We start from the raw sequence: 12,563 nt of genomic DNA, 5'->3' as shown, positions 1-12,563 counted from the left end.
GCTGTTGAGTTCTCAAGGAACGGACGCTTCCTTTGTACTCACCCTCTCGGGCTTTCCTCCGGGCGCTTCCCTTCGGTGTTTCCAACACTACCAGGCTTTTCCGGTCTCTCTGACCACCCTCCTGCGGACATGCAGAAGATGATCCAGAGATAGGATCTGCGAGGTTGGGTTGTTGCCGTGGCGTGGACGCTTGCTTCGCGTCACCCCGCCTCCGACAGGACTCACGACTGTACACGCAGTCGCCGAACAGGTGCAAATCTGTCGGGACTGTGGTCTAGACCTCTATCCGGTAAGATCCTGCGGAACCGGTACTTCCTATGACATACGCTGCTGCACAGCGTGCCGTCCGGGACAGGCAGTGACGGCCCATCTGAATCTCCACCCCTGGGAGGCTTCCCATGACCACCGTGACGTCCCCGCTGGCAGGACGCGCCATCGGACTGGCCGCAGTGCCCGATCCGGTCTTCTCCGGGGCCATGGTCGGCCCGGGCACCGCCATCGACCCGACGCGTGAGCCTTCCGAGGCGGTCTCGCCCGTGGACGGGGTCATCGTCTCCCTGCATCCGCATGCCTTCGTCGTGGTCGACGACAGTGGGCACGGCGTGCTGACCCATCTCGGCATCGACACCGTGCAGCTCAACGGCGAGGGCTTCGAGCTGCTGGTGAACAAGGGCGACACGGTCGTCCGCGGTCAGGGGATCGTGCGCTGGAACCCTGCCGACGTCGAGGCCGCGGGCAAGTCGCCGGTGTGCCCGGTCGTCGCGCTGGAGGCGACGGCGGAGTCGCTCTCCGATCTCCGCGAGGACGGCGAAGTGAAGGCCGGCGAGAACCTCTTTCTCTGGAAGTGACGTCGGTGCCGTCGTGTGACGGCTGGCAGGACAACCATCGCGGCGGCGGGGCCCGCCGCACTATCGGGGACGGGTGAGATGGAGACAACGCTGCGAGGCGTCGGTGTCAGCCACGGTGTGGCGATCGGCGAGGTCCGGCACATGGGGACGGCGGTTCTCGAGCCGCCTGCCAAGCAGATCCCGGCGGAGGACGCGGGGCGTGAGCAGGGGCGCGCCCGCAAGGCTGTGGAAGCTGTGGCGGCCGACCTGATGGCGCGCGGCAATCTTGCGGGGGGCGAAGCCCAGGCGGTGCTCGAGGCTCAGGCCATGATGGCCCAGGACCCCGAGCTGATGGCGGACGTGGAGCGGCGCATCGCGGTCGGCAGCACCGCCGAGCGTGCGGTGTACGACGCCTTCGCGGCCTACCGCGCCCTGCTGGCCGGTGCCGGTGAGTACCTGGCCGGCCGTGTGGCCGACCTCGACGATGTGCGGAACCGTATCGTCGCCCGGTTGCTCGGGGTGCCGATGCCCGGTGTGCCGGACAGCGACGAGCCGTACGTCCTGATCGCGCGCGACCTGGCGCCCGCGGACACGGCGCTGCTGGACCCGACGCTGGTGCTCGGGTTCGTGACCGAGGAGGGCGGGCCGACCAGTCACAGCGCGATTCTGGCGCGTGCGCTCGGCGTGCCGGCCGTGGTGGCGCTGCCCGGGGCCTGTGAGCTGTCCGAGGGCACGGTGATCGCCGTGGACGGCAGCACCGGCGAGATCTTCGTGAACCCGGGCGAGGAGAAGAAGGCGCGGCTGACTGCCGAGGCCGCCGAGCGCAAGGCCGCGCTGGCCGCCTCGACGGGTCCCGGAGCGACCTCCGACGGGCACAAGGTGCCGTTGCTGGCGAACGTCGGTGGTCCCGCGGACGTGCCGGCGGCGGTGGAGGCCGGGGCGGAGGGCGTCGGTCTGTTCCGTACCGAGTTCCTCTTCCTCGACGACAGCAAGAACGCGCCGTCCGAGGAGAAGCAGGTCGCGGCCTACCGGCAGGTGCTGGAGGCGTTCCCCGAGGGCCGTGTGGTCGTGCGGGTGCTGGACGCGGGCGCGGACAAGCCGCTGGACTTCCTCACCCCGGCCGACGAGCCGAACCCGGCGCTGGGCGTGCGCGGCCTGCGGACGCTGCTGGACCACCCCGAGGTGCTGCGCACGCAGCTGACGGCACTGGCGAAGGCCGCGGAGGGACTGCCCGTCCATCTCGAGGTCATGGCCCCGATGGTGGCGGACCGGGCGGACGCCAAGGCGTTCGCGGACGCGTGCCGTGAGGCCGGGCTGCGGGCGAAGTTCGGCGCGATGGTGGAGATTCCGTCGGCGGCGCTGCGGGCGCGGTCGATTCTGCAGGAGGTCGAGTTCCTGTCGCTGGGCACCAACGACCTCGCGCAGTACACCTTCGCCGCCGACCGTCAGGTGGGTGCGGTGTCCCGGCTGCAGGACCCGTGGCAGCCCGCGCTGCTCGACCTGGTCGCGCTGGCCGCCGAGGCGGCTAAGGCCGAGGGCAAGAGCTGCGGTGTCTGCGGTGAGGCCGCGTCCGACCCGCTGCTGGCGTGTGTGCTGACCGGTCTGGGTGTCACCTCCCTGTCCATGGGTGCGGCGTCGCTGCCGTACGTCCGGGCGACGCTGGCGAAGTTCACGCTGGCGCAGTGCGAGCGGGCAGCCGCCGCTGCCCGGGCCGCGGACAGCGCCGAGGAGGCGCGCAACGCGGCTCAGGCGGTGCTGTCCGGCGAGTAGGGTCCGGGCGCGGCCGCTGCCGGCGCTTAGGGGCGCTCCACCCGCGGGTGGGGCGCCCCTCGCGTGTTCAGTGGTGGTGCCCCGGCGTCGGGTCGTCGGCGAGGTCGGGCGGCTCGCAGTAGTCGACGTTGGATTCCGGGGAGATGAGGTCGCCGGATTCGATGTCGGTGCAGTAGGCGTCGAAGACTTCTCCGGCGGTGAGGGGTTCGAGGCCGTATCCGCGCAGCCGCCAGCCGTAGACGCGGTCGGGGGCGCCGGGCGTGGCGGTGCGCATGACGAGCCCGCCGGGGGTGTGGGTGGCCAGGCCCAGGGCCAGGACGCTGGTGAACTCCAGGCCCTCTGCCTCGTCCAGTCGCGTGGCGCCGTCGGTGTCCTCGTCGGCGTGGAGGACGGAGAGAAGGGTTTCCGGCGGGCCCGAGACGCTGCAGACCAGGTGCCGGTTGCCCGGTGGGGCCGTTTCGAGGATGCGCAGGAGCAGGTGCGAGGCGCGGATGAAGGCGGCTCGGCCGAGGTCCTCGCCGCAGGTGGCGCAGGTGCCGAGGCGGGCCAGCAGCGTGGACGCGTACTCCCACGTGGCCTGGCGGACGGCTTCGTCGATGAGGGTCGGGAGGAGGTCGGCGAGGGGCTGGCCCTCGTAGGGCACGGTGGGTCCGGTGGCCGCGAGTTCGGCGGTGAACCGGGTGCGGCTGGAGGGGGCGTCGGGGTCGAGTCCCGTGTGGGTGCAGAACTCGGCGTATTCCTCCGGGTCGAAGAGGGCGACCGTGGTGTGGGTGCCCTGCGAGGCGCGGGTCCTGAGCAGGGCTTCCACCTGGCGGAGGTAGGTCGTGTGGTCGTGGAAGGTGAAGCTGCGGTAGCGCCGCATGGCGCGGAAGTCGTGCTCGTCGGTGAGCAGGCCGATGGTTCCGGCGATTTCGCGGCGCAGGACGCGTCGCATGGTCTGGTCGGTGTGCGCCATGTTTCCCCCTGTGCGCAGTCGATCAATGCTCACTCACAGTAATCGGGAGCACTGACAACGGCGTCGGGGGCGGGTGGCGAGCCGGCCGCCGTGGTGGGCGGCAGGCTCGCCGGGTGCCTGGTCAGGCGCGTTTGCGGGCGAGGTCCTCGTAGAAGTGCAGCAGGTCGAGGTTGTCGATGGATCCGGGGTTGACGGCCTTTTCCAGGGGGGTGCCCTGGAGGAGGCGTTTGACCGGGACCTCGATGCGCTTGCCGGTGAGGGTGTGGGGGATGCCCGGTACCTGGATGATCTCGTCCGGGACGTGCCGCGGGGAGAGCTGCTCCCGGATGGTCTGCTTGATGCGGGTCAGGAGGGTCTCGTCCAGGGTGGCTCCGGGGACGAGGTGCACGAACAGGGGCATCCAGTAGCCGCCGTCGGGCTGTTCGATGCCGATGACGAGGGATTCCCTGATCTCGGGGAGGCGCTCGACGGCCTCGTAGATGTCGGCCGAGCCCATGCGGACGCCCTGCCGGTTGAGGGTGGAGTCGGAGCGGCCGTGGATGACGACCGAGCCGCGCGAGGTGAGGGTGATCCAGTCGCCGTGCCGCCACACGCCGGGGTAGGTGTCGAAGTAGCTGTCGTGGTAGCGGCTGCCGTCGGGGTCGTTCCAGAAGCGGATCGGCATCGAGGGCATGGGGTTGGTGACGACGAGCTCGCCCACCTCGTCGGTCAGGGGGTTGCCGTCGGGGTCCCAGGACTGCAGGTCGGTGCCGAGGCCGGGAGCCTGGAGCTCGCCGATGTGCACGGGGAGGGTGGGTACGGCTCCCGCGAAGCAGGAGCACACGTCGGTGCCGCCGCTGACGGAGGCGATCCACAGGTCGGCGCGGACCTCGTCGTGCAGCCAGCGGAAGCCGTCGGGGGGCAGGGGTGATCCGGTGGTGGCGACGCACGCGACACGGGAGAGGTCGTGGTCGCGGCCCGGGTGCACCTCGGCCTTGCGGCAGGCCATGACGTAGGCGGCGGAGGTGCCGAAGAGGGTGGCGCCGGTGCGTTCGGCGACGCGCCACTGGGCGCCGGTGTCCGGGTATCCGGGGCTGCCGTCGTAGAGGACGATCGTGGTGCCGGTGAGGAGGCCGGAGACGAGGAAGTTCCACATCATCCAGCCCGTGGACGTGTACCAGAAGAAGCGGTCCTCGGGGCCGAGGTCGCAGTGCAGGCCGAGCTGTTTGAGGTGTTCGACCAGGATGCCGCCCTGCGACTGGACGATGGCCTTGGGCAGGCCGGTGGTGCCGGAGGAGTAGAGCACCCACAGGGGGTGGTCGAAGGGGACCTGCTCGAAGACGGGGTCCGTGTCCGCGCCCGTCAGCGTCTCCCACTCCAGTGCGCCCTCGGGTGCCGCGGTGCCGAGGAGCGGGATGTGGACCACGGCGCGCAGGGTGGGCAGTTCGCGGCGCAGTTCGGCGACGGTGTCGCGGCGGTCGTGTTCCTTGCCGCCGTAGCGGTAGCCGTCGACGGTGAACAGGACGACGGGTTCGACCTGCTGGAAGCGGTCCAGGACGCTGCGGGCGCCGAAGTCGGGGGCGCAGGAGGTCCAGACGCCGCCCACGGAGGCGGTGGCGAGGAGGGCGACGACGGCCTGCGGGATGTTCGGGAGGTATCCGCTGACGCGGTCGCCGGGGCGGACGCCGAGGGCGCGCAGTTCGGCGGCGAGGGAGCCGACCTGGCGGCGCAGTTCCGCCCACGTGACGGGGTGGGGTTCGTGGGTCTCGTCGACGTGCAGGAGGGCGGGTTCGTCCGCGCGGGTGGCCGCGGCGCGCAGGGCGTGCTCGGCGTAGTTCAGGGTGGCTCCGGGGAACCACTGCGCGCCGGGCATGGAGCGGTCGCCCAGTACGCGCGCGTAGGGGCTGGAGAACCGGACGTCGAACCACTCGGTGACGGCTTTCCAGAAGGTGTCCAGCTCATCGACGGACCAGCGGTGCAGGGCAGCGTAACCGCCTTCGGCGGGGGCGCCGTGGTGCTCGGCTGCCCAGGTCTGGAACCTGGTGATCCGTGCTCGGGCGATGCGTTCCGGATCCGGCTGCCAGAGCGGCTGGGGGTTCACGGTCGACATGGGGCGGCTCCCGGACTGTGCGCGTCGTGTGCGTCCTGCGCGCACGGGCTGGGGTGTGCGCGTGACGCGGCTGACACGGACGATGCCATGTGATCGACTTCTGCACCAGGGTGCGCCCCACATAGTCGGTGTCCTGAGGATGTGGCCCCATCACGGGTGAACGGCAGTTGAACGACACCCTCATGTGGAGTGTTCGATGGCAGGGTGAGCAGCATGGACGGTCGTGACCTGGTGCGTTCGGTGAAGGCGGTCGGTTCGGCGGGGGCGGCCCAGGGGTGGCGTACCGTACGGGCGGCGTGGCGCAGGCGGCGTGCCGATGCCGTGGGGCTGCCGCCGCGGGGTGCGGAGCGGGCGCGGGTGCCGGGGGTCGTGCAGGAGGTCGAGCCGGGGCCCGGGGGCGGTGTGGTCCGGTTCGGACGCTCGGAGCTGCGGATCGTCGTCACTGTGAACGGGGCCGCGTTCTGGGGCTGGGACGGGGCCGGTCCGGAGCCGTCGTACGCGCTGGCGGGCCGCTGTCCGGAGCCGGATCCGCGGGCGGCGCTGGAGCCGGACAAGGACGGCGGCTGGCGGGTGGTGGCCGAGCGGGTGACGGTGGCCGTCTCGCGGCACGGTGCGATCGAGGTACGCACCCCCGGCGGGGTGGTCCTGCGCCGTGACCATCCGCCCCGGTGGTGGGAGCCGGTCGACGGCGGCCCGGCGCGCTGGGCGGTGCGGTCGGAGGTGGCGGCGGAGGCGCGCTTCTTCGGGCTCGGGGGGCGTGCCTCGGGCCCCCGGCTGCGGGACGGCACGTACCGGCTGTGGAACACCGACCCCGGTCTGGCCTTCGGCCCCGGGGACGATCCGCTGTACATCACGATGCCGGTGCAGCTGGTGGTGGCCGACGCCGGCACGCACCTGCTGTTCCACGACTCGTCGTGGGACGGCACGGTGACGCTGCGGGAGGGCGAGGAGGGCGCGGGTTCCGGACACGACCGGCCGGGGACGAGTGTGCTGCGGATGGACGGCGGTCCGCTGCGTTGCTGGGTGATGGTGGGTACTCCCGCGCGCGTGCTGCTGGCCTGGGCGTCGCTCACCGGGCCTGCGGCGCTGCCGCCGGCGTGGGCGCTGGGTCACCAGCACGCGCGGTGGGGGTTCGGCGGTGAGCAGGAGGTCCGGCGGATCGTGGCCGGCTACCAGGAGCGGGATCTGCCGCTGGACGCCGTGCACCTGGACATCGACCACTACGACGCCCATCAGGTGTTCACCGTCGACCAGGACCGGTTCCCCAAGCTGCCCGTCCTCGCCGAGGAGCTGCGGCGGGACGGGATCCGGCTGGTCTCGATCGTCGATCCCGCGGTGCACGCCGTGCCCGGCAACGCGGTGTACGACGACGGGACGGCCCGGGACGCGTTCGTGCGGGACGCGTCGGGGCAGGTGGTGCGGGGCGTGGCGTGGCCGGGCGAGACGGTCTTCCCGGACTTCACGGATCCGTGCGTGCGGGAGTGGTGGGGCGGGCTGTACGAGGAGCGGCTCGGGCAGGGGTTCGCGGGTTTCTGGCACGACCTGAACGAGCCCACGTCGTTCGCCGCGTTCGGGGAGACGACGCTGCCGCGTTCGGCCCGGCACTGTCTGGACGGGCGGGGCGGTGACCACCGGGAGGCGCACAACGTGTACGCGTTGGGCATGGCCAGGGCGGGTTACGAGGGGCTGCGCAGGCTGGTGCCCGAGGAACGGCCGTTCGTGTTCTCGCGCTCCGGGTGGGCCGGGATGCAGCGCTACGGCGGCACGTGGTCGGGGGACGTGGCGACGGGCTGGCCCGGTCTGCGGGCGTCGCTGGCGCTGGTCGTGGGACTCGGGCTGTGCGGGGTGCCGTATTCGGGGCCGGACGTGGGCGGCTTCGACGGGAGTCCGTCGCCGGAGCTGTTCCTTCGGTGGTTCCAGTTGGCCGCGTATCTGCCGTTGTTCCGTACGCACGCGAGTCTGCGGGCGGGGCGCAGGGAGCCCTGGGAGTTCGGTGCACCGGTGCTGGAGCACGCGCGCGTGGCGCTCGTCGAGCGCCGGCGGCTGCTGCCGTACTTCGTGACGTTGGCGCACCTGGCCCGGCGGACGGGTGCGCCGTACGTGCGCCCGCTGTGGTGGTCGACGCCGGAGGACCGGGCGCTTCGGGACTGTGAGGACGCTTTTCTGCTGGGTGACTGCCTGCTGGTGGCGCCGGTGCTCGATCCGGGCGCGCAACGGCGTGCCGTGCAGCTGCCGCGGGGCCGCTGGTACGACACGGCGACCGAGCGGGCGTACGAGGGGCCGGGGCAGGTGCTCGTCGAGGCCCCGCTGGGCCGCATCCCCGTGTTCGCGCGTGCGGGGGCCGTCGTTCCGGTGCGTGGGGAGGACGGTGGGCTGGAGCTGGAGGTGTGGGCGCCCGCCCGGGGACGGACCGGGGGCGGGCTGGTGGTGCCGGACGCGGGCGACGGCTGGGAGGAGCCGGAGATCGAGCGGTACGTCGCACGCTGGGAGGGCCCGCGGGTGGTGGTGGAGCGGGACGGCGAGGGCGGTCCGGCCGAGTCGTCGCGTCCTGTCCGGGTCCGCGGGCTCCGGGGGGGTCCGGCTCAGATGTAGCGGCCCTCGAACCAGGCTCGTACGGCAAGGGTGTGGAGGGGGAAGGCGAGCTCTTCCGCCCGTCGCAGGAGGTGCCAGCCCTCGGTCTCGTCCGTGGCGGTGGACGGTGGGAGGCCGGCGGCCGGGCGCTCGGGGAGGAGCCCGAAGAGCAGCAGGTGTCCGTCGGGTGAGCTCATCGCGTCGGCGAGTCGTACGTCGCGGCTCGCCGCGTCGATGCCCGTCTCCTCCTTGAGCTCGCGGACGACGGCCTGCCGCCAGTCCTCACGGTCGTCGATGTAGCCGCCGGGCAGTGCGGTGCCCCCGCGCGCGGGGGCCACGGTCCGGGTGATGACGACCAGGGCGGTGCCCTGCGTGTCGTACACGGGCTGGAGGGCGACCGCGACGGGGAGCGGGTTGCGGTAGGCGGCGGCGCCGCATGCCGGGCAGGTGCGGGGCCAGCCGGAGACGCCCTCTCCGTAGGGCGTTCCGCAGCTCGAACAGTGGGAGTCCGGTGCGGAGTCGGGAACGGAGGTTTGAGTTTCGGACACGCGGCGGACTGTATCCGATCGTGGAGGGAGCGGCTCCGGCAGGCGGTTCAGTGACGGCCGGCGAGCGACTTGGCGGACACCGGGAAGTCGAAGTAGGTGTCCGGGTAGGGCTCGGGCTTGTACGTGTAGTGCCACCACTCCTCGGGGAGGTTCACGAGGCCGACGTCCTCGAGGGTGTTCTTGAGCAGCAGCCGGTTGGCGCGCTGTGCGCCCTGGATGCGGGGGTCGAGGGTGTGCGAGAGGGTGTCGAAGCAGTCGTAGCCGGTTCCCATGTCGACGGAGTTGTCGGGGAAGCGCTCGTCCTGGGGCGCGAAGCAGGGGACCAGGGGTTGCCCGGGGTGGTACGGCCGGGTGGGCTCGGCCGGGAGCCGCACGATCGTGAGGTCGACGGTCGAGCCGCGGCTGTGGCCGGACTTCTCCGCGATGTAACCGTCGGCGAACAGCCGGGTCTTGTCGACGTTCGGGTAGAACTCGGCCTTCATCTCCTGGTCGTCGAGGTCCTTCGCCCAGCGGACGAAGTGGTCGACGGCGCGCTGGGGCCGGTAGCAGTCGTACACCTTCAGGGAGTAGCCCTGGCGCAGCAGCCGGAGTTGGGCCTTGTGGAGGGCTTCGGCGGCGGGGCGGGTGAGGATGCACAGGGGCTGCCGGTAGCCGTCGACGGGCTCGCCGACGAAGTTGTGCGGGGTGACGTAGCGCATCTCCTGGAGGATCGTCGGGTCGACGCTTCTCAGGGAGACGAAGTCCTCAGGGGCCTTGGGCTCTGTCCTCGCCTGGGCGGTGGCGGGGGCGGCGGTCACGGCGAGGAGGGCGGCGAGGGTGGTGACCAGTCCGCGTACCGCGGTGGAGATTCGTGTCATGTCCCCTGCATCTATCAGGCATCGGTTCCGCAGGGGAAGTGCCGGACTGCGATTCACCTCCCATACCCTCCGTGACGACCCGCGAATCCTGCGTGAACGTCCCATGAACTCCGCCTGGGGGGTCACCGGCGGCGCCATCATGCTCCCGTGCGCTCCTGGACGGATACTCTCCGCTTCGCCTTCCAGCCGGTGGTCAATCTGATGACCGGCGGTGTCGCGGCGCTGGAGATACTCGCCCGCCCGGAGGCCGGGGACGTCCTGGCCGAGGCCCGTCGCGATCCCGGACTCGACGGCCGGCTGGCGGTGGCGGCGTTCCGGGCGGCGGTGCACAAGGAGACCCTGCTGCCGCTGCACCTCAACGTGTTCGCCGGCACGCTCGCCGACCTCGGGGGGCTCGCCCCCCTGCACGACGCCGTGCGGGAGGCGGGGCGGCTGCCGTGGGAGGTGACGATCGACGTCGCACCGCCGTACACGCATGTGCCGCAGCAGGCCCTGCTGGAGGCGGTGGCGGCGCTGCGGGACCAGGGGTTCCGGATCTGTGCGGACGGGGTGGGCGACGGTGACGCGCCGCTGCGGCTGCTGATGGACCTGGCGCCGGAGCTGGTGAAGCTCGACGCTTCGCTGCTGGCGCGGCCGGCGGCCGTGCGGGCGATGCGGACGCTCTGCGACGAACTGGGCGCGCTGCTGTCCGTCGAGGGGGTGGAGACGGAACTGCAGTGCGCGGCCGCGCGGTCGGCCGGGGCCCAGCTGGCGCAGGGCGACCTGTTCGCGCCGCCCGCGCGGCTGCCCGCGGCGGACGTGTACGTGCCGCCCCGCTCCCCCGGCGCGGTGCCGGTGTCGCGGTCGGGGCCGTCGGTACGGGAGTTCGTACGGCCGGCGGCGCTGCTGCCCGCGACCGCGTCCGCGGGGCAGGTGCGGGCGCTGCTGACCGGGTCGCCGGACGTGTCCGGGGTGCTGCTCGTCGACCGGGACGGCGTTCCGGTGCGGTCGGTGCACCGGTCCCGCTTCCTGCTGTCGATGTCGGGGCGTTACGGGCACGCCCTGTACGCCGACCGGCCCGCCGCCAAGCTGGGCGACCTGCCGCGGACGGTCGGCGTCGACGCGACGGCCTGGGAGGTGCTGGACGTGGTCGCGGTCGGCGGCCGGGACCGTACGTCGGACGACGTGGCGGTGGTCGACGCCTATGGTCGGTGCGTGGGTGTCGTACGGCTCGCGGATCTCGTACGGGCGCTGGCCGAGAACCGGGTGGAGGAGGCGGCCGGGCTGAATCCGCTGACGCGGCTGCCCGGGTCGGACGCGATCACGGGCGAGGTGGACCGGCGGATCGCCGAGGGGCGGCCGTTCGCGCTGAGCTGGCTCGACGTGGACCACTTCAAGCAGGTCAACGACGGGGCCGGGTTCGCTGCGGGCGACGAGCTGATCCGGACGGTCGGGCGGGTACTGCAGCAGGCGGCGTCGGGGCACACGCGCGTGGGCCACATCGGCGGTGACGACTTCCTGGTGCTCACCGATCCGGAGGGCCTCGACCCGCTGGCGGCCGCCGTCCTGGACGCCTCGTGGTCGGCCGGCGGGCGGTCCGTGACGCTGTCCCTGGCGACGGTCCTGTGCGTACCGGGCAGTGTGCCCGACCACCGGCAGGCGGCGGCCTGTCTGGCCCCGCTGAAGAAGGCCGCGAAGGCGCTGCCCGGGGCGAGTTGGGTGGTGGGCCGTGCGGGTGTGCCGGGGCACGAGGTCCGCCGGGGCTCGGAGCTGGCGCCCACACCTACCAGGTGAGCGGGCGGTGACGGACGCGGCGCGCGTCGGCCGCCGGGCGCGGAGGCGGTGACGGAGGCCGACGGAGACAGCGGCTGGGCCGCGTGCAGGGGATGCCGCCGGCGAGGGCCCGGCAAGGGGGCAGGGCGTCCGACGGATCTCGGACAGGTGAGGGCCTTGCGGATCCGGTGTGGATGGCGACGTCTGCTGCCGAACACTTCCAGGACCGGCCCACCACCGGCCGGCGGCGGGCCGGTCGCCGCCGGCTCCTGAGCGAGACTTGCATGGCGGAGCGGTGACCTAGCCCGCACGCGAGCCCGCACAGTGGTCCCGGCCCGCGTACCGCCCGGCCCGGCACCCTCGACCGTGCACGGGCTGCGGCCCCCGCCGCGTCATGGACACGTCCCCTTCGCACGGAGCCGGTGGTGAGGCGGGAAGGTGTCAGGCAGGCCCGTCAGTCGGACGCCTCGGGTGCCGGTGCGGGCAGGGTTGCGGAGCAGGTCGCCCGGCCGAACTCACCGCTGGCCGTGGCGCTCTGCACGTGCCGCCCGCGCACGGCGACCGCGCAGCGGGCCTGGCCGCCCTGCTCGCCCAAGGTGATCCTGATGACGGGGTTCTGGCCGAGCGGCACCTCGACCGTCTTCTTCCAGGGCAGTCGGGCACCGGAGACGGTCTCCGCCGCGCCCTGCTCGCTCGCCCCCTGGTAGCTGAGGTCGGCGGTCCCCTCGCCGGTCACCTCGTACGTCACCGGGGCGGTGGGGGCCTTGGGCTCGGCCTTGTCCTCGTCGCCGCCGCGCAGCACACCGAACAGCACGACGCCGAGACAGAGCACGAGGAAGCCGGCGGCCGCGATCAGCATGGGGCGGTCGGAGTGGGGCTTGCGGTTGCCGTCCTCGCCCCGGGGAGTCCCGCCGTCTCCGTCGCTTCCGGGCTCGGCGTCAGCCGTCCCGGTCGTCTCCAGAGCGTCCGCCTCCGCCTCCGCCTGCGCGAGGGTGGACGTGGAAAGCCCCGCCTCGCGCGTCTCGCCGCTCATCCGAACTCCCCTCAGCCGTGGGCCCGGACGGGCCCCGCCCGATCCAAGAGGCGTGGGGAAGCCCTTGTCAAGCGATCTTGGCTCAGCGGTCAGGGTTGGCCTGATCCCATCGCACCGCTTTGCGGGGCGATGCTGCGAAGAAGAGGGAAAGGCGCAGCTCA

General features: G+C 72.4%; 9 protein-coding genes. 4 read left to right on the top strand and 5 right to left on the bottom strand.

Annotated features, from left to right (window positions below; all coding sequences use genetic code 11):
• The first annotated feature begins 398 nt into the window (after window positions 1-398).
• Window positions 399-848, top strand: coding sequence for a PTS sugar transporter subunit IIA (locus IE260_RS31760; protein WP_189878166.1), 450 nt, complete (start codon window positions 399-401; stop codon window positions 846-848).
• Window positions 849-926: 78 nt separating this feature from the next.
• A complete protein-coding gene (ptsP, locus tag IE260_RS31755; protein ID WP_189878164.1) occupies window positions 927-2,597 on the top strand; it encodes a phosphoenolpyruvate--protein phosphotransferase in 1,671 nt (556 codons plus the stop codon).
• Window positions 2,598-2,664: 67 nt separating this feature from the next.
• On the opposite strand, the gene IE260_RS31750 is transcribed toward ptsP, so the two are convergent.
• Window positions 2,665-3,552 (bottom strand): DUF8829 domain-containing protein, encoded by an 888-nt coding sequence (locus IE260_RS31750; protein WP_189878162.1) that lies wholly within the window; start codon window positions 3,550-3,552, stop codon window positions 2,665-2,667.
• A 121-nt stretch (window positions 3,553-3,673) separates the two neighbouring features.
• On the bottom strand, window positions 3,674-5,641 hold the full coding sequence (locus tag IE260_RS31745) for an acetoacetate--CoA ligase (RefSeq protein WP_189878160.1): 1,968 nt from the start codon (window positions 5,639-5,641) through the stop codon (window positions 3,674-3,676).
• A gap of 213 nt (window positions 5,642-5,854) precedes the next feature.
• Between IE260_RS31745 and IE260_RS31740 the strand changes: the two genes are divergently transcribed.
• On the top strand, window positions 5,855-8,233 hold the full coding sequence (locus IE260_RS31740) for a glycoside hydrolase family 31 protein (protein ID WP_189878158.1): 2,379 nt from the start codon (window positions 5,855-5,857) through the stop codon (window positions 8,231-8,233).
• On the opposite strand, the gene IE260_RS31735 is transcribed toward IE260_RS31740, so the two are convergent.
• Together IE260_RS31735 and IE260_RS31730 are read right to left on the bottom strand one after the other, a co-directional pair.
• Window positions 8,224-8,760, bottom strand: a complete 537-nt coding sequence (locus tag IE260_RS31735) for an NUDIX domain-containing protein (RefSeq protein ID WP_189878156.1) — start codon at window positions 8,758-8,760, stop codon at window positions 8,224-8,226. The two genes, IE260_RS31740 and IE260_RS31735, sit on opposite strands and share 10 nt — an antisense overlap.
• Window positions 8,761-8,807: 47 nt before the next feature.
• Entirely contained in the window at window positions 8,808-9,617 is an 810-nt protein-coding gene (locus tag IE260_RS31730; RefSeq protein ID WP_189878154.1) for a M15 family metallopeptidase, read from the bottom strand.
• Between the two features lie 147 nt (window positions 9,618-9,764).
• Here IE260_RS31730 and IE260_RS31725 point away from each other — a divergent pair, with 147 nt between their 5' ends.
• Window positions 9,765-11,390 carry a GGDEF domain-containing protein gene (locus IE260_RS31725; protein WP_189878152.1) on the top strand — a complete coding sequence of 542 codons (1,626 nt, stop codon included), beginning with the start codon at window positions 9,765-9,767 and terminating at the stop codon, window positions 11,388-11,390.
• Window positions 11,391-11,823: 433 nt separating this feature from the next.
• Here the strand turns inward: IE260_RS31725 and IE260_RS42065 are convergent, their stop codons facing one another.
• Complete coding sequence (locus tag IE260_RS42065) at window positions 11,824-12,402, bottom strand: hypothetical protein (protein ID WP_229881493.1); 579 nt, start codon at window positions 12,400-12,402, stop codon at window positions 11,824-11,826.
• Window positions 12,403-12,563: the final 161 nt, after the last annotated feature.

The organism is Streptomyces viridiviolaceus (genome assembly GCF_014650995.1).
GTDB lineage: Bacteria > Actinomycetota > Actinomycetes > Streptomycetales > Streptomycetaceae > Streptomyces > Streptomyces viridiviolaceus.
The sequence above is the reverse complement of the archived record's forward strand: the minus strand, read 5'-3'. Positions and strand labels throughout refer to the sequence as shown.